Origin of the sequence: Brachybacterium sp. YJGR34, assembly GCF_003347015.1 — a bacterium.
Lineage (GTDB): Bacteria > Actinomycetota > Actinomycetes > Actinomycetales > Dermabacteraceae > Brachybacterium.
Genome location: NZ_PNFB01000009.1, coordinates 96,857 through 117,005, shown reverse-complemented (window position 1 = coordinate 117,005; position 20,149 = coordinate 96,857). Strand labels below are relative to the sequence as shown.

Genomic DNA, 20,149 nt, shown 5'->3' with positions numbered 1-20,149 from the left:
ACGCTCAGCGGTCGTCGTCCTCGTCCCACTCCTGATCCCGCGCCCGCAGCAGCTGGTCACGGCCGCGCAGGCGCTCGAACGCCCGGCGCTCCCGTTTCGTGGGGCGCCCGGTGCCCCGCTCCCGGCGCGGAGGCGCGGCCGCGAGCTGCGGTGCGGGCTCGGGACTGTGGTCCTCGTAGGCCTCACGCGCGATCGGCGCCCCCACCCGCTTGGTGAGGATCCGCGTGACGAGCACGATGCGCTCATGGCCCGGCGAGCGCACCCGCAGCTCGTCCCCCACCACGATCCGCTGGGCCGCCTTCGCGCTCTCCCCGTTGCGCCGCACGTGTCCGGCGCGGCAGGCCGCGGTGGCCGCGGACCGGGTGGGCATCAATCGCGCGCTCCACAGCCACACGTCCAGGCGCACGGAGGCCGGTCCGGGGGCAGGGTCCGCAGCGCTCATGCCGGCGCCGGGGTCCGCACCAGCGGCCACGGGTCGTGGGCCTCGAGCTGGGCCGCCACGGACAGCAGCAGGGCGTCGTCGCCGGGGCGGGTGGCTCCCAGCTGCACGCCGAAGGGCAGCTCGACACCGTCGACCTCCTCCCGGTGCAGCGGCACGGACAGGGCGGCGGTCCCGAGCATGTTCCAGGTGGAGGTCCACGGGGTGAAGGCGCACTGGGCATCGAAGTCCGCGGCGCCGTCGGGCAGCTGCAGCTGCTCGGGGAAGGCCGGCGGCGCGGCCAGGGTCGGGGTGAGCACTGCGTCGAAGGGGGCGAGCCCCTCGAGGGTGCGGCGCGCCAGGGTCTGGACCCCGGTGACCGCGCGCGCGAGATCCACGCCGCTGGTGGCCCGGCCCTGTGCGCGCAGCCAGCGGGTGAGCTCGAGGAGCTGCTCCTCCTGCTCCGGGGCGAGGGGGATCGTCGCGGCGCCCACGGTCCACAGCGGCATGAACGCCCTCCAGTCCGCGGGGGTGAAGGGCGCAGGGATCACGGTGATCTCGTGGCCGAGCGCACCCAGCACCTCCACGGCGCGCTCGAGCCCCCGCAGGGCCGCGGGATGGACCTCGGTCTCCGCGGCCAGCGGCTCGCTGAGCACGGCCAGCCGCAAGGGCCCCCTCGCCGGGGAGCCGTCGCCGGCCTCGGCAGCGAGCTGCTCGAGGAAGGACGTCTCCGGGCGGAGCCGCGGCGCGAAGTCGCCGGGCCGGGGCCCGGCGATCGCATCGAGCCCGGCGGCGACGTCGCGGACGCTGCGCGCGAGCATGCCGTCGACCACCAGCCCCATGCCCTCGCTGCCGTGCGGCCCGGGCGAGACCAGGCCCCGGGTCGGCTTGATCCCGACGATCCCGCAGCATGCGGCGGGGATCCGCACCGAGCCGCCGCCGTCGGAGCCGTGCGCGATCGGCACCACCCCGCTCGCGACCGCCGCGGCCGCCCCGCCGCTGGAGCCGCCGGCGGTGCGCCGCAGGTCCCAGGGCGTCCGCGCGGGCGCACCGGTGGCGGGCTCCGTGTAGCAGGGCATCCCGAACTCGGGGGTGGTGGTCTTGCCGATCGTGACGGTGCCGGCATCGAGGATGCTCTGGGCGACGCCGTCGGTGACCGGTGCGATCGTCCCGCGCAGCGCGGTGCTGCCTGCCTCGAAGGGCGCTCCCGCGATCCGGGTGAGGTCCTTGATCGGCAGCGGCACCCCCAGCAGCGGACGCATCGCGGCGAGCTCCGCGGCGCCGCCCGCACGGCGCGCCCGCGACAGCTGCTCGGCGGCGGCCCCGGCCTGCTCCCGGGAGAGCTCCTCGAGGACGTGCGCGAAGGCGCCCACCACGGCGCCGGTCCCCCGGGCGGCGGTGAGGGTCTGCTCGGTGAGCTCGCGGACGTCCAGCGCACCGCGGCGCAGTGCGGCCGCGGTCTCGAGCGCGCCGAGCGGAGCCTCGTCCACGCGCTCCGGCGGCACGCCCGGTCCGGCACTCACCGGCTGCCTTCGCGGGCCTCGGCGGTGCCCAGCGCCTCACGGACGTGCGCGACGATGCCCGCCGCGGCCTCGTCGATCTGCTCCCAGGCCGTCTCGAAGTCGCTCTCGTCGCCGTACCAGGGGTCGCGGATGCCGGTGTCGGCCACCGGGCGCGGGGCGAAGTCCCGCACCATGCGCACCACGGCCTCCGCCCGGTCCGGCCCCAGGGAGCGTCGCAGCGGGTCCACGTGATCGTGATCGAGGGCGAGCACCAGATCGGCGCGGCGGAGCTCCTCGTCGTCCATCTGCCGGGCCCGGTGCGCGGAGGCGTCGATCCCGTGGCGGCGCAGCAGGGCTCCCGCGCGCGGATCGACCGGGTTGCCGATCTCCCAGCCGGAGGTGCCGACGGAGGCGATCTCGACCCGATCGTCCAGGCCTCCCGCCTCGAGGGCCGCGCGCAGTGCGTACTCGGCCATCGGCGAACGGCAGATGTTGCCCGTGCAGACGGTGAGGATGCGGTAGGTCATCGCGTCTCCTTCGTCGGCCCCTCGGCAGGACCGTCATCGCTCCCGGCCCGGCCCGGGGCGAGCAGGTCCGCATACTCTCGGTGGCGCTCGAGCCATCCGCGCGCGAACCAGCAGGTGGCCGTCACCTGCAGGCCCCGGGTGCGGGCGTCCTCCAGCGCGAAGCGGACGATGGCGGAGCCGATGCCGCGGCCGGAGTGCTCGGGGGCCACCACGGTCGATCGCAGGTCGCGGACCGTGGCCCCGCCCGCGACGGCGCTCTCCTCGTCGCCGTAGCCGAGGACGGCGACCACCTCCTCACCCCGCAGGGCCTCGAAGCGGTCGCGGTCGTCGTCGTGGACCAGGCGCACCGCGCCCTGATCGGCGGAGGTCTCATCCATGCCGGTCACGGTACACTGCCGGTCATGCCTGCGCCTCTCATCTGGCACATCACCGAGCTGTCCGCCTGGGAGGCGGCCGTCCCGTCGGGCAGCTACACCCAGGCGACCCGCGGACGCACCCTCGAGCAGGAGGGCTTCCTCCACGCCTCCTGGCCGGAGCAGGTCTCCAAGGTCGCCAAGCGGGTCTACCCCGATCGCCCCTCGGACCTGGTGATCCTGGAGATCGACGCGGGGCGCGTGGAGGCCGCCGGCATCGCCGTGGACATCGAGGCCGATGTCGACGGCAAGGGACGCGGCTATCCGCACATCAAGGGCCCGCTCCCTGTGAGCGCCGTGCTGCGCCTGCGCCGGACGAAGTGGATCGGCCGCGAGTTCGTGGTCGTCGCCTGATCGACGTGCTGGCGAGGCACGAGCCGGCAGCAGACCAGGCAGTAGGCACAGCCTGATCGACGTGCTGGCGAGGGACGAGCCGGCAGCAGACCAGGCATCCGGCGCAGCCTGAGGATTCCCCGCGCCCGCGGCGCGGACGTACCATCGGACATGGCCAGATCCCGACACTCCGCGCGCTACCTCGACATCCACCCCGTCGACCCACAGCCCCGGCTCGTCGAGCAGGCGGTCTCGGTGCTGCGGGAGGGCGGTCTCATCGCCTACCCCACGGATTCCTGCTACGCCCTGGGCTGCACCCTGGATTCCGCCCAGGGGCTCGAGCGGATCCGCCGCATCCGGCAGGTCGACAAGAACCACCACTTCACGCTGGTGTGCGCGGACTTCGCCCAGCTGGGGCAGTTCGTGCTGGTCTCCAACCCCACCTTCCGGCTGGTCAAGAACAGCACTCCGGGGCCGTACACCTTCATCCTCCCCGCCACGAAGGAGGTGCCCCGCCGCATGTCGCACCCCAAGAAGCTCACCGTGGGCGTGCGCATCCCCGATCACCGGGTCGCGCATGCGCTGGTGGAGGCGCTCGGCGAGCCGATCGTCTCCTCGACGCTGCTGCTGCCGGGGCAGGAGGACCCGCCCTCGGAGGGCTGGGTGGTCCAGGACCTGCTGGATGATCAGCTGGACGCGATCATCGACTCCGGTGAGGTGGGCATCGAGCCCACCACCGTCGTCGACCTCTCCGGCGACGGGCTGGAGATCGTGCGCGAGGGGGCCGGGGACGCCGCTCGCTTCTGAGAGCGGCTCAGCCCGCCGCGTCGGCCGCGGCAGCCTGCGCGGCGCGCCGCGGCTCGAGCACCCCGGAGAACACGAGGATGCCGAGGGCGTACATCGGCACCATCCACAGCGCGTAGCGCAGCGTGAGGGCGTCGGCGAGGACGCCGACCAGCGGCGGGGTGACGAAGAAGCCCAGGCGGGCGAACCAGCCCACCACCGTCATGCCCACGCCCTGCGGCACACCCGGCAGCTCGTCCGCCGCGCGGTACGCGGCGGGGAACAGGGTGGCCACGCCCCAGCCGGCGGCGGCGAAGCCGATCAGCGCCGTGACGGGGGTGGGGAACAGCAGGGCCAGGCCCATCCCGGTCGCGGAGATCGCCGCGCCCAGCCGGGCGGTGGCGCGGTCGCCCAGCCGGTTGACGATCGCGTCGCCGGTGAAGCGCCCGATCGTCTGGGCGCCCTGCAGGGCGACGAAGGCCATGCCGGCGACGAAGGCGCTGACCTCGAAGGTGGAGTTCATGAAGAGCGCGCCCCAGGTGTTGCCGGCGTCCTCGGTGGATCCCGCGAACACGAGGATCATCCCCAGCGCCACCAGCAGCCCCAGCGACCGCATGGTCATCCCGGCGATGCGCAGCCCGCCCCGCGGCGCGGGCGCGGGCACCTCGGCGGCGGAGGCGGCCGACGGTCCGGCGACCGGGGTGCGCTCGGTGCCGTCATGACCGGGCAGCAGGAAGCGCAGCGCGCCGGCCGCGAGCAGACCGAAGACCACCAGACCGGCCACTCCCTGACCCCACAGCGGCACCCCGAGCTGCGCGCAGGCGGAGCCCAGCAGCCCGCCCACCACCGCGCCGAGCGACCACCAGCCGTGGAAGCTGTTCATGATCGAGCGGCGATAGCGCCGCTCCACCCGCATCCCGTGGGCGTTCATGGAGACGTCGGTGATCGCATCGGCCGCCATCGCGAGCACCAGCGAGCCGGCGAGCCACAGCCACGAACCGGCCACATAGACCAGCAGGTGCGAGGTGGAGGCGATGATCTGGACGACGACGCTCAGCCGAGCGGTGCCGAAACGGGTCATGAGGCGCGCGGCGAAGAGCCCCGCGGCCAGCCCGCCCAGGGGACCGATGCCCACCGCCAGCCCGAAGGCCGTGTTGGACAGTCCGATGGTCTCGACCAGCTCCGGGTAGCGCGGCAGGATCGCGCAGAAGGAGGCGCCGTTGAGCAGGAAGATCAGGGAGACTGCCCAGCGGGCACGGCGCACCTCGAGGGGCACGGAGGGCGGGGCGGTCGCGGAGTGAGCGTTCACGATGGACCATTGTCCATGAGGCCGGCGCCGCCCGGGAAGCCCCGGAACGCGACGTGCCCGGTCGCCATGAGGCGCCGGGCACGGGGACGTCCTGCGGGGACGTCAGCGAGTGAGGAAGCGGGGCACCAGGTCGAAGGTGCAGTACAGCGCGAGCAGGCACATGCCCAGGCCGCCCAGGAAGACGCCCACGGAGGGCTGGTCCATCGAGACCAGGCTCATGACGTACAGCCCGGCGCCGAAGAGGGCGAAGAGCACCACGAACAGCACCACCGAGAGGACGGGGTTGTTGCCCTTCGAGGTCACGTTCGTGTCCTCGCTCGCCTGCGCGCCGGTCGCGTTCGCGACGTGCTGGTTGCTCATGCTGCCTCTTCCTCTGCGTCACGGGTGCGGCGTCCTGCACGGGGCGGACCGCCACGGTCCATCCTAGACCAGGGAGCGGAGGTCCGCGGTCTCCCCGCGGTGGTGGACGGCCGTGAGCAGGCTCTCGAAGACGGCGAGGCCGTCCGCGCCGTCGATCTCGGGGTGCCACTGCACGCCCAGGACGCTCGATCCGCTCGCGGCCTCGACGGCGAGCGGCAGCCCGCTGTCGTGGCGCGCGACGATCCGCAGGTCCCCGCGCACGGCCCGCACGCCCTGGTGGTGGAAGGCCGTGACCTCGGCGCAGGTGCCGAGAGCGAGGGCGAGATCGCTGGCCGCGTCCACGGTGGCCTCGACGCGGGTGGGGCGCAGGCCGGTCGCGGGATGCTCGGGCAGATCGGCCGGCAGGTGACGGTGCAGCTCGCCGCCCTCGGCGATCACGATGATCTGCAGGCCGCGGCAGATGCCGAGCACCGGGACGTCGGCGCGGCGGGCGGCGCGGTACAGCGCGGTCTCGAAGGCGTCGCGCGCCGGGTCGGGGGTCATGTCGGTGGCGAGCGCCTCCTCGCCCCAGGCGGCCGGGTCGAGGTCGGTGCCGCCGGTGAGGACCAGCCCGTCCAGCTCGGCGATCTCCTCGTCGCTCCACTCGTCCTGCGGGGCGATGATCACGGGACGGGCGCCGGCCGCGCGCAGGGCGCGGACGTAGGACTCGTTGACGGCGACGGCGTCATGACCCTCCCAGGCGCCGGACATCATGGTGCGGACCCCTGCGGTCACGCCGATGAGCGGGCGACGAGTGCGCTGCGCCATGATGTTGTCCTTTCCGCGAGAGTCCGTGCCGCCTCCTGGCGACGGACCCCAGTCCATCGCGCGGGGGCGCGACGGCGCGAGGACTGTGGCGGAGTGTGACGGCCGGGCGCGCGGAGGCGGTTCAGCGCGCGGCGCCGACCGCTCCCTGCTGCATCGCGATCGCCTGGCGGTAGTGGCCGCGCAGCTGCTCCGCGAGCACCGGCCAGGTGCGCTTGCGCACGGACTCGAGAGCGGCCCGGCCGACGGCGAGTCGCTTGGCGTCGTCGAACAGGAGGTCGCTGGCCCGCTCCCGCAGCTCGTCGAGCATCCCCGGGGTGTACAGCCAGCCGGTGCGGCTCGGGGAGATCAGGTCGATCGGACCGCCGCGTCGGGGCGCGATCACCGGCAGGCCCGAGGCCATCGCCTCCTGGATCGTCTGCCCGAAGGTCTCGAGCTCGCCGGGGTGGATGAACAGGTCCGCCGAGGCGAGGTGGGTGGCCAGATCGGTGCCGGAGCGGAAGCCCGCGAAGCGTGCCCGCGGCATCTCGCGCCGCAGGGCGTCCCGCTCGGGGCCGTCGCCCACGATCAGCAGCCGCACTCCGGGCATGTCGTGGATGACCTTGAGATCCGCGACCTGCTTCTCGGCGGCGAGGCGCCCCACGTAGACGACGAGCTTCTCGCCGGGTGCGGCGTACTTCGCGCGCAGCGTCTCGCTGCGCAGCGAGGGGGAGAACAGGGAGGTGTCCACCCCGCGGCGCCACAGCTCGACGTTCTCGACGCCGTGGGAGACCAGCTCGTCGCGGCTCGAGGTCGACGGGGCGAGGTTCACGGTGGCCCGGTTGTGGACGTCGCGCAGCAGCTGCCAGGTGGCGTTCTCGAGGAAGGGCATGCCGTAGCGCGCCGTGTATCCGGGGATGTCCGTCTGGTACACGGCGACCGAGGGGACGCCCAGCTTCTGCGCCGCCACCACGGCGCGCCCGCCCAGGATCATGGGCGAGGCGAGGTGGAGGACGTCGGGCTGGAACTCGTCGATGCGGCGGCGCAGCACCGTCGCGCTGGCGGCGGCGATCCGCACCGCGGAGTACCCGGGCATCGGAGCGGAGGCGACGCGACGGACCCGGACCCGGCGCCCGCAGGAGGTGCGCAGGGAGGTCGAGGCCCGCGGCCACTGCGGGGCGATGATCCCGAGGTCATCGCCGGCGGCGGCGAAGTGGTCGACGACGCGGAGCACCGAATTGGTGACTCCGTTCATGTGCGGCAGGAAGGACTCGGCGACGAAGAGGATCCTCACGCTCTCGAGGATCCGCCTCCCGTCCTGCCTCCGGGCCACGCCGGCGTGACGGGCCGACGACGCGAAGGTGAACTCTTGCCCCGTGCCGGCGGCTCCGCGGGGCCCGGTCCCCGCCGTCCCGGAGGACCGCGGGGACCGGGCCGCGGCGCTCAGAGGCGCTGCGAGGCGATCCGCGCGCCCTCGGCCAGCGACTCGAGCTTCGCCCAGGCGATGTCGGGGTGGATGCGTCCGCCCAGGCCGCAGTCGGTCGAGGCGATGACGCGCTCGGCGCCCACGCGCTCGGCGTAGCGGGAGATGCGCTGGGCGACCAGCTCCGGGTGCTCGACGACATTGGTCGAGTGGCCCACCACGCCCGGGACGATGATCTTGTCGTCCGGCAGGGTGACCTCGTCCCAGACCACGTACTCGTGCTCGTGGCGCGCATTGGCGCCCTCGAAGGAGTAGTAGGTGACGTCGATGTCGAGCATCAGCCGCACGAGGTGGCGGAACTCGATGTCGGTGACGTGCGGGCCGTGCCAGGAGCCCCAGCACAGGTGGAAGCGCAGCTGCTCCTTCGGCAGGCCCTCGAGGGCGTGGTTGAGCGCCTCGACGCGCTTGGCGGTGAAGCGCAGATAGTCCTCGATGCTGGGCTCGGGGGAGATCTGGTCGAAGTTCTCCGCGATCGAGGGATCGTCGATCTGGACGATGAGGCCCGCGTCGGTGATGGCCTTGTACTCGACCTTCAGCGCCTCCGCCCAGGCCTCGAGGAAGGCGTCCTCCGAGCCGTAGTGGCGGTCCTGGATGCGAGCTCCGGAGCCCGGGGAGAGCGAGGTGAGGAAGCCCTGCTCGATGCCCTGCGCGCTCAGCGCGCGGGAGAAGTTGGAGACGTCGGAGGCGATGAGCTCGCCGCCGGTGTAGGACAGCGCGCCGGAGGCGACCGGGAAGACGAGTGCGCCCGCCTCCGGGGTGGCCTTGTTGACCTCGACGTCCGAGGCGTACACGTCGGGGAAGCGCTGGCGGTCGCGGCGGTTGCCGAAGGAGGTCAGCGTCAGGCCCTCGGCGTTGTCCGCCGTGGGCGGCTCGGCGAAGAAGGTGTCGCCCTCGACGATCTCGAGGCCCGCGGTGCGATGGAAGATGTAGCTCCACCAGGCGCCGTAGTTGTAGGTCGAGGTCATGGACTTGCCGTACTCGCCGTCGCCCGGGACGGTGATGCCGATCTGCTTCTGGCGCGCCACGACCGATTCGACCGCGGCGGCCAGCGCCGCATCGAACTCGGCCGACGGCAGCGGGGTGAGCCCGTCCTCCGCGACGGGGCGGGCGGCGTTCGCGGCCAGCAGCTCGGGGGTGCGGGGCAGGGAGCCTGCGGTGGTGGTGAGGATCTCGGTCATGGGACCGACCCTAAGCGCCGCCCGCGGGCGCGGAGGAATTGCGGGGTCATCCCCGTTCACACAGCTCACCCGCCCCCGAGTGCTCCGGGGGCGGGTGAGCAGGGGTCAGTCCCGCGGCCAGGTGGGCACGAGATTGCGGTCGCCGAAGGCCTGGTCGATGCGGCGCACCGGCGGCCAGTACTTCGACTGGATCCGCATGGGGACGCTGTCGTGCACCGAGTCGTCCTCGAGGGCGGTCCAGCTGCCGGGGTAGACGGCGACCTCGCGGGAATAGGGGTGGCTCCACTCCCCCGTCGCGATCGACGCCGCGGTGTGCGGGGCATTCACCAGCGGGTTGTCGTCGGCCGGCCAGGTGCCGGCGACGACCTCCTCGGCCTCCTCGGCGATCCGCAGCATCGCGTCGACGAAGCGGTCGATCTCCGCGAGGTCCTCCGACTCCGTCGGCTCGACCATCAGCGTGCCGGCGACCGGGAAGGACATCGTCGGGGCGTGGAATCCGTAGTCGATGAGCCGCTTGGCGACGTCGTCGACCGTGATGCCGGTGCGCGCGGTGAACGGCCGCAGGTCCACGATGCACTCGTGGGCGACCAGGCCGTTCTCCCCCGTGTAGAGGGTCTCGAAGGCCTCCGCGAGGCGGTGGGCCATGTAGTTGGCCGCGAGCACCGCGGAGGCGGTCGCGTGGCGCAGCCCCTCCGGTCCCATCAGGCGGATGTAGGTCCAGGTGATCGGGAGGATCGACGGGGAGCCGTAGGGCGCCTGCGAGACCGGGGCGCCGTCATGGGAGCGGTCCGCGGCGCCGACCACGGGATGCGCGCTCTGCTGCATCGCCGGATGGCCCGGCAGGAAGGGCGCCAGGTGCGCCTTGGCCGCGACCGGGCCGACGCCGGGCCCGCCGCCGCCGTGGGGGATGCAGAAGGTCTTGTGGAGGTTCAGGTGGGAGACGTCGCCGCCGAACTCGCCGGGCCGTGCCACCTGCAGCAGCGCGTTGAGATTCGCACCGTCGACGTAGACCTGGCCGCCCGCGTCGTGGACCAGCTGGCAGACGGTGCGCACCTCCTCCTCGTACACGCCGTGGGTCGAGGGGTAGGTGATCATGATCGCGGCGAGCTCCTCGCCGTGATCCTTGATCTTCTGCTTCAGGTCGTCGAGGTCGATGTTGCCTTGCGCGTCCGAGGCCACGACCACCACCCGCAGGCCCGCGTTGACCGCCGAGGCGGCGTTGGTGCCGTGCGCCGAGCTGGGCACCAGGCACACCTCGCGGCCCGACTCGCCGCGCGAGGCGTGGTAGGCGCGGATCGCGAGCAGACCGGCGTACTCGCCCTGGGAGCCGGCGTTGGGCTGGAGCGAGACGGTGTCGTAGCCGGTGAGGTCCGCCAGCCAGCTCTCCAGCTGCGTGATGAGCTCGAGATACCCCTCGACGTCCGCGCGCGGCGCGAAGGGGTGGAGCGCGCTGAAGCCCGCCCAGGTGACCCCGGCCATCTCGGTGGCGGAGTTGAGCTTCATGGTGCACGAGCCCAGCGGGATCATGCCCCGATCCAGGGCGAAGTCACGGTCCGCGAGGCGCCGCAGGTAGCGCATCATCGCGGTCTCGGACCGGAAGGAGGAGAACACCGGATGCCGCAGGAAGGGGTCCTGCCGCAGGAGAGGTCCCCAGCCGTCACCCGAGGGGACCTCCCCGAGCTCCGCGCCGGGCGCCGGGGCGTACGGGGCGAAGGCCGCGGCGATCGCCACCAGGTCCGCGGGGGTGACGGTCTCGTCGAGCGAGAGGTGCACGAGGTCGTCGCCCACGGTGCGGACCAGGTACCCGGCCTCGCCGAGCGCGGCCGCCAGATCGTGGGCGGTGCCGGTCGCGCGCACCTCGAGGGTGTCGAAGAAGCTGTCCGAGAGCAGCTCGAAACCGCTGCGGCGCAGGAGGTCGGCGAGCGAGGCGGTGCGATCGGCGACCGTGCGTCCGATCCGCGTCAGCCCCTCGGGGCCGTGGTAGACGGCGTACATCGCCGCCATCACGGCCAGCAGGACCTGCGCGGTCGTGATCGCGCTGGTGGCCTTCTCGCGCCGGATGTGCTGCTCGCGGGTCTGGAGCGAGAGGCGGTAGGCGGGAGTGCCGTCGGCATCGACCGAGACGCCGACGAGACGGCCGGGCAGCTGCCGCTCGAGTCCCCGGCGGACGGCGACGAAGCCGGCATGGGGGCCGCCGAAGCCGAGCGGGATCCCGAAGCGCTGGGAGGTGCCGACGGTGACGTCGGCCCCGAGCGATCCCGGGGACTCGAGCAGGGTCAGGGCCAGCAGGTCCGCGGCGACGATCGCGACCGCCTTCGTGGACTTCACCTCGGCGATCACCTCCCGCGGGTCCCACACCCGCCCGGAGGCGCCCGGATACTGGATCAGGGCGCCGAAGTACGGCCCGTCCGGGACGCCCTCGGTCCGGAAGTCGACCTCGCGCAGCTCGATCCCGAGCCCCTCGGCCCGTCCGCGCAGCACCTCCTTGGTGGCGGGCAGGGCGTCGGCGTCCACGAGGAACACGGAGCCGTTGCGCTTGGCGGTGCGGCGGGCGAGCATGAGCGCCTCGGCCGCGGAGGTCGCCTCGTCGAGGGTGGAGGCGTTGGAGACGTCCATCCCCGTGAGGTCGCAGATCATGGTCTGGAAGGTCAGCAGCGCCTCGAGGCGGCCCTGGGAGATCTCGGGCTGGTACGGGGTGTAGGCCGTGTACCAGGCGGGGTTCTCGAGCACGTTGCGCTGGATCACGGCGGGGGTGTGGGTGCCGTGATAGCCCGTCCCGATCAGGGAGCGGCGCACGGTGTTGCGCTCGGCCAGGGCGCGCAGCTCCTCGAGCGCCGCGGGCTCGGAGATCCCCGGCGGCACGGAGGACGCGGGATCGCCGTCCCCGTCCTCCAGCAGGATCGTGCGCGGCACGGCCGCGCGGAGCATCTCGTCCAGGGACTCGTAGCCCAGGACCTCGAGCATGTGACGCTGCGCGTCGGTGTCGGTGCCGACGTGGCGGCGGACGAAGGAGTCGTGATCGGGCGCGGTCGATGCGGTCATGGCGGAGTGCCCCTGGTGGTCGCGAGCGGTTCGAGATGGTCGGCGCGGCGGCGCCGGGGCCCTCGCGCCGGTGGCGGCGGGAGCCCCGGACGCCTCAGGACCGGAGGAGGGCCGCGTAGTCCTCCGCGGAGAGCAGATCCTCGGGCAGCTGCTCGAAACGGGCCTTGAGCAGCCATCCCTCGCCGAAGGGAGAGGAGTTCACGAGCTCGGGGCTGTCCACCACGGCCTGGTTGATCTCGGTGACGACCCCGTCGATCGGGGAGAAGAGATCGGAGACGGACTTGGTGGACTCGATCTCCCCCATCTCGGTGCCGGCGGAGATCTCGGCGCCGTCCTCGGGCAGGTCGACGTAGACGACGTCCCCGAGCTGCTCGGCGGCGTAGTCGGTGACGCCGATGACGGCGACGCCGTCGGACTCGACGCGGACCCACTCGTGGTCCTTGCTGTAACGGAGCTCTGCGGACATGGGGTGGTCCTTCCTGGAGGGGAGACGGGTGGAGGGGTCGGGGGCAGGTCAGTCGCGCCGGAGGAACGGCAGGGGGACGACGCGCACGGGGAGGTCCCGGCCGCGCACGTCCACCACCAGATCGGTGCCCGGGTCGGCGAGGGACGGGGAGACGTAGGCCATCGCGATGGGGTGGCCGAGGGTCGGGGAGAGCACGCCGGAGGTCACGACGCCCACCGCGGTTCCCTCGGCGTCGCGCACCTCGGCCCCGGCGCGGGCGGCGCGCCGCCCCTCGGCGGCGAGGCCCACGAGGACCGGGCGGCCCGTGAGGTCGGCATCCTCCACCGCGGCGCGGCCGACGAAGTCGCCCTTGGTGGCCAGGGCGACGGTCCGCCCGAGGCCGGCCTGGGCGGGGAGCAGGTCCCGTCCCAGCTCGTTGCCGTACAGCGGCATCCCGGCCTCCAGGCGGAGGGTGTCGCGGCTGGCGAGGCCGCAGGGGGTGAGACGGTCTCCGGCCGCGGCGGTCACCTGGTCCCACAGTGCGACGGCCAGGTCGGAGCGGACGTAGAGCTCGAAGCCGTCCTCGCCGGTGTACCCGGTGCGGGCGATCAGCAGGGGCGCTCCGCGGTAGGTCCCCCCGGCCGCGCGGTAGTACCGCATCGCGACCAGGTCCTCCGCGGCGATCCCGTCGACGCCGCTGTCCGCGCCGGTCAGCGCGTCGAGGAGGATCCGCTCGCTCTCCGGGCCCTGCACCGCGATCAGCGCGGTGGTCGCCGAGGCGTCCTCGATCTCGACCGCGAAGCCGGCGGCGCGCTCGGTGAGCGCGGCGAGGTCCTCGGCCACCCCGGCGGCATTGGGGATCACCAGGAAGTGGTCCTCGGCCAGGCGATAGGTGATGAGGTCGTCGAGGATGCCGCCGTCCTCGGCGAGCAGCAGCGAGTACTTCGCGCGCCCCACCGACATCGTGGACAGCTTCCCGGCCAGCGCGTGGTCGAGCGCCTCCCCCGCCTGGGGGCCGCGCAGATGGACCTCTCCCATGTGGCTGAGGTCGAAGATCCCGGCGCTCTCGCGCACCGCCCGGTGCTCGGCGAGATCGGAGTCGTACCGCACCGGCATCCGCCAGCCGGCGAAGTCGGTGAAGGTGGCCCCGAGTGCCTCGTGGACCGCCTCGAGCGGGGTGCTGCGCAGGTCCTGATCGCCCATCGTGCTCCTTCTCCTCCAGGGCGGGTGCCCGCCGTCCACTGCCTGGCACGGCACAGGGCTCCTGCGCCGTGGGCATGCGCCACGTCGCTGTGCCGCAGGGTCACCCTATCGCCCGTCGCGGACTGTCGTGGCCGGTGAGCGGGAAGGGCGCAGAGGGCCGGGCGCCCCTGTACCGTGGGGGCCGTGACGAAGGAAGGCACGTCCGACTGGCCGGTTCTCCTGCGCAGCCCGCGCCTGGTGATCCGTCCCCCGGGCGACGGCGATCGCGAACGGATGATCCGGCTGATGACCGATCCCGTGACGCGCGAGTACCTCGGCGGCGCCGTGGACTACGCCTCCCGGCAGGCTCTCGAGCTCTCCCCCCTGGGGCTGACCTGGGGGCGCTGGGTGCTGGCGAGGCACGAGGACGACACCATGATGGGGTCGATCACGCTGGATCACGACCGCGGCGAGCTCGAGCTCTCCTACGCCCTGCTGCCGGAGTTCACCGGTCAGGGCTTCGCGGCCGAGTCGTGCCTGGCCGTGATGGGCTGGGCGCAGGAGGCGCTCGAGGACGACCACATCATCGCGGTGAGCCAGACCCGCAACAAGCGCAGCGTCGCCCTGCTGCGCAAGCTCGGCTTCACGGTCCGCAAGGGCCTCGAGGAGTTCGGCACCCAGCAGCTCCTGCTCGAGCGCTCGCTGCGCGAACCGCTGCCGGCCCCGGAGCAGCCGCTCCAGTCCGCGGCCGATCCGCCGCCGCCCACCCGGCGCTGACCTCCGCCGCGGGCCGGGCCGCGCGCGCCGTGCCGCTCATGGCTACCCTGGTGGCGTCCGTCCCCGCGACCGCAGGAGGCCCCATGTCCGCGCTGTCCATCCCCAGCACGTCGCTCGCCGACGGCACCCCCTTCCCCCTGATCGGCTTCGGCACCAGCAGCATGCGCGGGACCGGCGCCGTCGAGGGCATCGCCGCGGCGCTGCGCTCCGGCTACCGGCTCCTCGACACCGCCGCCCAGTACGGCAACGAGGCGGCCGTCGGCGAAGCGCTCCGCATCAGCGGCATCGACCCCGACGAGGTCCTGGTGACCACGAAGATCGCCGGCGGGGACCAGGGCCGCGAGGCCGCCCGCGCCGGATACCTCGAGTCCCTGCGCCGCCTCGGCCTGCCCCGGGCGGGGCTCGTGCTCATCCACTGGCCCAATCCCTCGCGCGGACTCGCGCTGGAGACCTGGCGCACCCTCATCGACCTCAAGGAGGAGGGCCTGGCCCAGCACATCGGCGTCTCCAACTTCCGGCCCGAGCAGACCCGGGAGCTGATCGACGCCACGGGGGTCGTGCCCGAGGTCAACCAGATCCAGCTCTCCCCCGCGCTCCAGCGCCGGGGGACCGTCGACTTCCACCGCGAGCACGGCATCGTCACCGAGGCATGGGGCCCGCTGGGCGGCCGCGAGGGCCTCGGTGAGCAGTTCGCGCTGCGCCGGGTGGCCGAGAAGCACGGCGCGACCCCCTCGCAGATCGCGCTGCGGTGGGCGGTGGACCGGGACATCGTGGTGATCCCGAAGTCCTCGGACCCCCAGCGCCAGCGCGACAACGCGAGCCTGGACCACATCGCTCTCGACGACGCCGACCGGGAGCTGCTGACGACCCTGGACCTCGGCGAGGAGGCGGCCTGGGACTCTCGCGAGCACGAGGAGTGGTGAGCGGCGCCGCCCGCTTCGTCCCCGGCCCGGAGCACCGGCGGATCGTCGTCCTCACGGGCTCCGGGCTCAGCGCCCGCACGGGCCTGGGCACCTTCCGGGGACCGGACGGGCTGTGGGCGCTCGAGCCCGAGACCGAGCAGGCGATGCACGCCGCGCTGCTCCCGGGCTCCCTGCCGCTGCTGTGGCAGGTGTGGGGGCGGATGGCGCGCCGCGCGCTCGCCCACGGCCCCACCCCCGGCCATCGGGCCATCGCACGGCTCGGCACCCCGGTGATCACCCAGAACATCGACGGGCTGCATCAGGCGGCCGGCACGGAGGTGGTCGCAGAGCTGCACGGCAGCGCCCTGCACGCGGTGTGCCTGGACCGCACCTGCACCTGGCGGGTCGAGCTCGAGCCCGGCGAGGGCGAACGGGCCGAGGACCACGGCGTCCCCGCGCAGTGCCCGCGCTGCGGGCGGCCCACCCGGCCCGACGTGGTGCTCTTCGACGAGCAGCTGCCCGAGGACGCGCTCGAGCTGGCGATGCGCCTGGCCCGGGAGGCTGACCTGTTCGTGGCCGTGGGCACCAGCGGGACGGTCTTCCCCGCGGCGCAGCTGGCGCCCCTGGCCCGCTCGCACGGCGCGACCACGGTGCTCGTCGACCTCGACCCGCCCCCGGGCGCGGGAGCGACCTTCGACCATGTGCTCGCCGAGGACGCCCATGACGTGCTCCCGGACTGGGAGCGGAGGATCCATCGGGTGGGCGGGACCTCGTTCCTGGATCCCTTCCCCACCTGACACCTGCGGACCGCGGCGGGCGGGACGGCGACGGCGCCGCGCTCAGATCCAGATCGCGGGGTCCGTCTGCACCTCGGGATGCGCGGCGCCGGCGCGCACGGTCGCCGGGACCCCGATGGCGGTGGCCTGCGCCGGGACGTCCTTGACCACCACCGCGTTCGCCCCGATCTGGGCTCCCTCGCCGAGCTCGATCGGCCCCAGCACCCGTGCCCCGGCACCGATGGTCACGCCGTCCTCCACCGTGGGGTGACGCTTGACCCGCTCCATCGAGCGGCCGCCCAGGGTGACGCCGTGATAGAGCATCACGTCATCGCCCACCTCCGCGGTCTCCCCCACCACCACGCCCATCCCGTGGTCGATGACGAAGCGCCGCCCGATGGTCGCGCCGGGATGGATCTCCACGCCCGTGATCGAGCGGGCGCCCTGCGCCAGCACCATCGCCGGGAGCGTCGCCCCGCGCCGCCACAGCCGGTTCGCCACCCGGTGCGTCCAGATCGCGTGCAGGCCCGGTGAGGTCAGCAGGATGGTGAGGTCGTCGCGCGCGGCGGGGTCGCGGCGGTGCGCCGCCGCGAGGTCCTCCCGGACCGTCGCGACGACGCCCATCACCGCATCGAGCGGGCGCGGCATGGCCGGGACCTCAGTCCGCGTACTCGGCGAACAGCGGGGTGGAGAGATAGCGCTCGCCGAAGGACGGGACCACCACGACGATGGTCTTCCCGGCGAACTCCTCGCGAGCGCCGACGCGGGCCGCGGCCTCGATGGCCGCGCCGGAGGAGATGCCCACCAGCAGACCCTCGCGGCGGGCCACGTCGCGGGCGCGGGTCATGGCGGTCTCGGCATCGATGTCGAGGACCTCGTCGTAGATCTCGCGGTCCAGGATGGTGGGCACGAAGTTCGCGCCGATCCCCTGGATCTTGTGCGGGCCGGGCGCTCCGCCGTTGAGGATCGCGGACTCCTCGGGCTCGACGGCGATGATCTTCACGTCGGGCTTGCGCTCCTTGAGGACCTGGCCCACGCCGGAGATGGTGCCGCCGGTGCCGATGCCGGCGACCACCGCGTCCACGCCGCCTTCGGTGTCGTTCCAGATCTCCTCGGCGGTGGTGCGGCGGTGGATGTCCACATTGGCGGGGTTGTCGAACTGCTTGACCTGGACCGCGCCGGTCTCGGCGGCGATCTCCTCGGCCCGCTCGACGGCACCCTTCATGCCCTTGGCCGCCTCGGTGAGGACCAGCTCCGCCCCGAAGGCGCGCAGCAGCATCCGGCGCTCCTTGGACATCGACTCGGGCATCGTCAGGACCACCTTGTAGCCGCGGGAGCCGCCGATCATCGCCAGCGCGATGCCGGTGTTGCCGCTGGTGGCCTCGACGATGGTGCCGCCGTCCTGCAGCTGGCCGGAGGCCTCGGCGGCGTCGATCATGGCCACGCCGATGCGGTCCTTGACGGAGTTGGCGGGGTTGTAGAACTCGAGCTTGGCGAGCACGGTGGCCTTGACCTCGTCGCCCAGGCGGTTGAGCTTCACCAGCGGCGTGCCGCCGACCAGCTCGGAGACGTTCTCGTAGACAGGCATGCTTCTCCTCGATCGGTGAGAGAGGCTCGCAGCGCGAGGCTCTAAGGTGCACTTGGGCCGATCATAACCTGGACCGTCCGCCGGACGTGACCGGTCCGACACATGGACCCGGGGCGTCGAGGTCGCGGACACGACTGCGGGGCGCGCTCGCCGTGGAGCATCGCGCAGATGCCACGGCGAACACGCCCCGCACACGGACCCGGCGGCCGGAGCCGTCCTCCCCTCACCCGGTGGTCAGTAGACCATCCCCATGAACTCGCGCACCCGGGCCAGGGTCTCGTCGGCCACCGCGTTCGCCCGCTCGTTGCCCGCCCGCAGCACGCCGAGGAGGTATCCGGGGTCCTGCTCGAGCTCGGCACGGCGGGCGCGGATCGGCGCGAGATGCTCGTTGAGCGCCTCGGCGGTGAAGATCTTCAGGGTCCCGGACCCGCCGTCGCCGATCTCCGCGGCGATGTCCTCCGGGGTGCGCCCCGTGGCCTGAGCGGCGATCGTGAGCAGGTTCGACACCTCGGGCCGACCCTCCGGGTCGAAGGTGATCCGCCGCTCGGCGTCCGTCTTGGCCTTCTTGATCTTCTTGAGCGTCTCCTCGGGGCTCATCCGCAGCATGACGGTGTTGCCGAGCGACTTGCTCATCTTGCTCCCGCCGTCCAGGCCCAGGATCGTGGGGGACTCGGAGAGCAGGGCATCGGGCTCGGGGAAGTACTCCTCACCGCCGGCGAAGCGCTCGTTGAAGCGCCGGGCCACCACACGGGTCTGCTCGATGTGGGGCAGCTGGTCCTTGCCCACGGGCACCAGGTTGCCGTGGCAGAAGAGGATGTCCGCCGCCTGATGCACGGGATAGGTGAGCAGGAGCCCGCCCATCGCGGACTTGCCGGCGGCGGCGAGCTCCGCCTTGACGGTGGGGTTGCGCTCGAGCTCCGGCTGCGTCACCAGGGACAGGAAGGGCAGCATCAGCTGGTTCAGGGCGGGGACGGCGGAGTGGCAGAAGATCGTGGCCCGCTCCGGGTCGATGCCCACGGCGAGGTAGTCGGTCAGCAGCTCGCGCACCGACCCCTGGATGTCGCCGACGACGTCGCGGTCGGTGATGACCTGGTAATCGGCCACCAGCACCCACGACTCCACGCCGAGCTCCTGCAGCCGCACCCGGTTGCGCAGCGAGCCGAAGTAGTGCCCGATGTGCAGCGCGCCCGTGGGCCGGTCACCGGTGAGCATGCGCAGCCCCGCGGGATCGGAGGAGATCTTCCGCCAGATCGCGTCACTGCGCTGCTGCGCGGTGTCATAGCTGGTGGGGGCGGGCGTGCTGGCGTCGGTGCGGTGCGTTGCGGTCACCCCACCATGCTAGCGGCACCCGCGGGCGCGGCCGCGGTGGTGCCGCGCACGAGGAGCTGCGGGCGCACCACCACCTCGGTGCGGGCGGGACGGCGAGACTCCCCGCCGCCGCCGAGCGCCGTGCGCACCGCCGCGCGCGCCATGGAGCCGACGGCCTGCCGCACCGTGGTCAGGGGCGGATCGGTGAGGCCGGCCCAGAAGACGTCGTCGTAGCCCACCACGGAGACGTCCCGCGGCACGGACAGCCCCTGGGAGCGCAGCCCCTCGAGCGCCCCGACCGCCATCACGTCGGAGCCGCAGACGATCGCCGTCGCCTCGCGGACCACGAGGTCGCGCGCGGCCTCGTAGCCGCCGGCGTAGGAGAAGTCGGTGAAGGCGGTGGGCCACTTCCGCCCCGGCAGCTGGTCGCGCACCTCCTCGAAGACCCGCAGCTTCTCGCGCACCGGCCAGGTCTGCTCGTCGCCCACCGCGAGGCCGATGCGGCGATGCCCCAGGTCCTGCAGATGGGTGAGCACGAGGCGCATGGCGTGCTCGTCATCGGTGGAGAGGAACGCGGCGTCGACGTCCTCGCGCACGCCGTTGACGAGCACCAGCGGGACGCCCACCCCGACGACCTCGCGATAGTGCTCCGCGGTGGCGGACTCCTGGGCATGGAAGCCGGAGACCACGATGATCGCGTCGACCCCGCAGGACAGGAAGCGCTGCAGGATCTCGCGCTCGCGCTCGACGGTCCGCGCCCGCATGGCCACGAGCGCGGAGGCCCCGCGCTCGAAGAGCTCGGCCTCGATCCGGTCGGTCCAGGTGGCGAAGACCTGGTTGTCCAGGTCCGGGACGAGCACACCGACGAGCGGGCCGCTGCGGGCCGCCTCGACCCCCACGCCCCGACCCAGGCCGCGCGCCGTCTCGATGACGGTCCGGCGGGTCTCCTCGTTGACCCCCGGGCGGCCGTTGAGGACCCGGGAGACCGTGGCCTCGCTGACCCCGGCGGCGCGGGCGATGTCGATCAGTCGCGCTGACAT

At 73.2% G+C, this 20,149-nt stretch carries 21 protein-coding genes; 5 read left to right on the top strand and 16 right to left on the bottom strand.

What is annotated here, in order from left to right; genetic code table 11:
- Nucleotides 1-4 precede the first annotated feature (4 nt).
- From CXH06_RS10155 to CXH06_RS10140, 4 genes are read right to left on the bottom strand one after another with little or no spacing between them, the layout of a single operon-like run.
- Nucleotides 5-442: an RNA-binding S4 domain-containing protein gene (locus CXH06_RS10155; protein ID WP_114855079.1), complete on the bottom strand. Its 438-nt coding sequence runs from the start codon at nt 440-442 to the stop codon at nt 5-7.
- Nucleotides 439-1,941, bottom strand: a complete 1,503-nt coding sequence (locus tag CXH06_RS10150; protein ID WP_232820301.1) for an amidase — start codon at nt 1,939-1,941, stop codon at nt 439-441. Before CXH06_RS10150 ends, CXH06_RS10155 begins: the two co-directional genes overlap by 4 nt.
- Nucleotides 1,938-2,447, bottom strand: a complete 510-nt coding sequence (locus CXH06_RS10145; protein WP_114855062.1) for a low molecular weight protein-tyrosine-phosphatase — start codon at nt 2,445-2,447, stop codon at nt 1,938-1,940. The genes CXH06_RS10150 and CXH06_RS10145 overlap by 4 nt, the downstream gene beginning before the upstream one ends.
- Entirely contained in the window at nt 2,444-2,824 is a 381-nt protein-coding gene (locus CXH06_RS10140; protein ID WP_114855078.1) for a GNAT family N-acetyltransferase, read from the bottom strand. The genes CXH06_RS10145 and CXH06_RS10140 overlap by 4 nt, the downstream gene beginning before the upstream one ends.
- A gap of 24 nt (nt 2,825-2,848) precedes the next feature.
- On the opposite strand from CXH06_RS10140, the gene CXH06_RS10135 reads away from it, so the two are divergent.
- Nucleotides 2,849-3,214: a DUF952 domain-containing protein gene (locus CXH06_RS10135; protein WP_114855061.1), complete on the top strand. Its 366-nt coding sequence runs from the start codon at nt 2,849-2,851 to the stop codon at nt 3,212-3,214.
- A 150-nt stretch (nt 3,215-3,364) separates the two neighbouring features.
- On the top strand, nt 3,365-4,000 hold the full coding sequence (locus CXH06_RS10130) for an L-threonylcarbamoyladenylate synthase (protein ID WP_114855060.1): 636 nt from the start codon (nt 3,365-3,367) through the stop codon (nt 3,998-4,000).
- Nucleotides 4,001-4,007: 7 nt separating this feature from the next.
- On the opposite strand, the gene CXH06_RS10125 is transcribed toward CXH06_RS10130, so the two are convergent.
- The 8 genes from CXH06_RS10125 to gcvT form a co-directional block, all read right to left on the bottom strand.
- Nucleotides 4,008-5,285: an MFS transporter gene (locus CXH06_RS10125; protein ID WP_114855059.1), complete on the bottom strand. Its 1,278-nt coding sequence runs from the start codon at nt 5,283-5,285 to the stop codon at nt 4,008-4,010.
- Between the two features lie 102 nt (nt 5,286-5,387).
- The gene (locus tag CXH06_RS10120; protein WP_114855058.1) at nt 5,388-5,645 is read right to left on the bottom strand and encodes a hypothetical protein; all 258 of its coding nucleotides are present in this window, start codon (nt 5,643-5,645) and stop codon (nt 5,388-5,390) included.
- Nucleotides 5,646-5,708: 63 nt separating this feature from the next.
- Nucleotides 5,709-6,452: a gamma-glutamyl-gamma-aminobutyrate hydrolase family protein gene (locus CXH06_RS10115; protein ID WP_114855057.1), complete on the bottom strand. Its 744-nt coding sequence runs from the start codon at nt 6,450-6,452 to the stop codon at nt 5,709-5,711.
- A gap of 121 nt (nt 6,453-6,573) precedes the next feature.
- Nucleotides 6,574-7,722 (bottom strand): glycosyltransferase family 1 protein, encoded by a 1,149-nt coding sequence (locus CXH06_RS10110; RefSeq protein WP_114855056.1) that lies wholly within the window; start codon nt 7,720-7,722, stop codon nt 6,574-6,576.
- A 149-nt stretch (nt 7,723-7,871) separates the two neighbouring features.
- Nucleotides 7,872-9,089 (bottom strand): cobalamin-independent methionine synthase II family protein, encoded by a 1,218-nt coding sequence (locus CXH06_RS10105; protein ID WP_114855055.1) that lies wholly within the window; start codon nt 9,087-9,089, stop codon nt 7,872-7,874.
- Between the two features lie 105 nt (nt 9,090-9,194).
- The gene (gcvP, locus tag CXH06_RS10100; protein ID WP_114855054.1) at nt 9,195-12,131 is read right to left on the bottom strand and encodes an aminomethyl-transferring glycine dehydrogenase; all 2,937 of its coding nucleotides are present in this window, start codon (nt 12,129-12,131) and stop codon (nt 9,195-9,197) included.
- A gap of 94 nt (nt 12,132-12,225) precedes the next feature.
- Nucleotides 12,226-12,597, bottom strand: coding sequence for a glycine cleavage system protein GcvH (gcvH, locus tag CXH06_RS10095; protein ID WP_114855053.1), 372 nt, complete (start codon nt 12,595-12,597; stop codon nt 12,226-12,228).
- Between the two features lie 48 nt (nt 12,598-12,645).
- Nucleotides 12,646-13,779, bottom strand: a complete 1,134-nt coding sequence (gene gcvT, locus CXH06_RS10090) for a glycine cleavage system aminomethyltransferase GcvT (protein ID WP_114855052.1) — start codon at nt 13,777-13,779, stop codon at nt 12,646-12,648.
- Between the two features lie 183 nt (nt 13,780-13,962).
- On the opposite strand from gcvT, the gene CXH06_RS10085 reads away from it, so the two are divergent.
- The 3 genes from CXH06_RS10085 (at nt 13,963) to CXH06_RS10075 (ending at nt 16,234) form a co-directional block, all read left to right on the top strand.
- Entirely contained in the window at nt 13,963-14,535 is a 573-nt protein-coding gene (locus CXH06_RS10085) for a GNAT family N-acetyltransferase (protein ID WP_232820300.1), read from the top strand.
- Between the two features lie 83 nt (nt 14,536-14,618).
- Nucleotides 14,619-15,458 carry an aldo/keto reductase gene (locus CXH06_RS10080; RefSeq protein WP_114855050.1) on the top strand — a complete coding sequence of 280 codons (840 nt, stop codon included), beginning with the start codon at nt 14,619-14,621 and terminating at the stop codon, nt 15,456-15,458.
- Nucleotides 15,455-16,234, top strand: a complete 780-nt coding sequence (locus CXH06_RS10075; protein ID WP_114855077.1) for a Sir2 family NAD-dependent protein deacetylase — start codon at nt 15,455-15,457, stop codon at nt 16,232-16,234. Before CXH06_RS10080 ends, CXH06_RS10075 begins: the two co-directional genes overlap by 4 nt.
- Before the next feature lie 42 nt (nt 16,235-16,276).
- Here the strand turns inward: CXH06_RS10075 and epsC are convergent, their stop codons facing one another.
- The 4 genes from epsC to CXH06_RS10055 all read right to left on the bottom strand — a co-directional run bounded on the left by epsC (nt 16,277) and on the right by CXH06_RS10055 (nt 20,149).
- Complete coding sequence (gene epsC, locus CXH06_RS10070; protein WP_157975693.1) at nt 16,277-16,837, bottom strand: serine O-acetyltransferase EpsC; 561 nt, start codon at nt 16,835-16,837, stop codon at nt 16,277-16,279.
- 34 nt (nt 16,838-16,871) lie between these two features.
- Entirely contained in the window at nt 16,872-17,801 is a 930-nt protein-coding gene (gene cysK, locus CXH06_RS10065) for a cysteine synthase A (RefSeq protein ID WP_114855048.1), read from the bottom strand.
- A 234-nt stretch (nt 17,802-18,035) separates the two neighbouring features.
- On the bottom strand, nt 18,036-19,130 hold the full coding sequence (trpS, locus tag CXH06_RS10060) for a tryptophan--tRNA ligase (RefSeq protein ID WP_114855047.1): 1,095 nt from the start codon (nt 19,128-19,130) through the stop codon (nt 18,036-18,038).
- Nucleotides 19,127-20,149, bottom strand: a complete 1,023-nt coding sequence (locus CXH06_RS10055; RefSeq protein WP_114855046.1) for a LacI family DNA-binding transcriptional regulator — start codon at nt 20,147-20,149, stop codon at nt 19,127-19,129. Before CXH06_RS10055 ends, trpS begins: the two co-directional genes overlap by 4 nt.

Excerpts from the sequence above, each read along its gene's own strand:
- CXH06_RS10105 (WP_114855055.1), bottom strand. The coding sequence starts at position 9,089 with ATGACCGAGATCCTCACCACCACCGCAGGCTCCCTGCCCCGCACCCCC.
- epsC (WP_157975693.1), bottom strand. The coding sequence starts at position 16,837 with ATGGGCGTCGTCGCGACGGTCCGGGAGGACCTCGCGGCGGCGCACCGC.
- CXH06_RS10080 (WP_114855050.1), top strand. The coding sequence starts at position 14,619 with ATGTCCGCGCTGTCCATCCCCAGCACGTCGCTCGCCGACGGCACCCCC.
- CXH06_RS10135 (WP_114855061.1), top strand. The coding sequence starts at position 2,849 with ATGCCTGCGCCTCTCATCTGGCACATCACCGAGCTGTCCGCCTGGGAG.
- gcvP (WP_114855054.1), bottom strand. The coding sequence starts at position 12,131 with ATGACCGCATCGACCGCGCCCGATCACGACTCCTTCGTCCGCCGCCAC.
- CXH06_RS10155 (WP_114855079.1), bottom strand. The coding sequence starts at position 442 with ATGAGCGCTGCGGACCCTGCCCCCGGACCGGCCTCCGTGCGCCTGGAC.
- CXH06_RS10120 (WP_114855058.1), bottom strand. The coding sequence starts at position 5,645 with ATGAGCAACCAGCACGTCGCGAACGCGACCGGCGCGCAGGCGAGCGAG.
- CXH06_RS10140 (WP_114855078.1), bottom strand. The coding sequence starts at position 2,824 with ATGGATGAGACCTCCGCCGATCAGGGCGCGGTGCGCCTGGTCCACGAC.
- CXH06_RS10115 (WP_114855057.1), bottom strand. The coding sequence starts at position 6,452 with ATGGCGCAGCGCACTCGTCGCCCGCTCATCGGCGTGACCGCAGGGGTC.
- cysK (WP_114855048.1), bottom strand. The coding sequence starts at position 17,801 with ATGCCTGTCTACGAGAACGTCTCCGAGCTGGTCGGCGGCACGCCGCTG.
- gcvH (WP_114855053.1), bottom strand. The coding sequence starts at position 12,597 with ATGTCCGCAGAGCTCCGTTACAGCAAGGACCACGAGTGGGTCCGCGTC.
- CXH06_RS10055 (WP_114855046.1), bottom strand. The coding sequence starts at position 20,149 with ATGTCAGCGCGACTGATCGACATCGCCCGCGCCGCCGGGGTCAGCGAG.
- CXH06_RS10145 (WP_114855062.1), bottom strand. The coding sequence starts at position 2,447 with ATGACCTACCGCATCCTCACCGTCTGCACGGGCAACATCTGCCGTTCG.
- CXH06_RS10130 (WP_114855060.1), top strand. The coding sequence starts at position 3,365 with ATGGCCAGATCCCGACACTCCGCGCGCTACCTCGACATCCACCCCGTC.
- gcvT (WP_114855052.1), bottom strand. The coding sequence starts at position 13,779 with ATGGGCGATCAGGACCTGCGCAGCACCCCGCTCGAGGCGGTCCACGAG.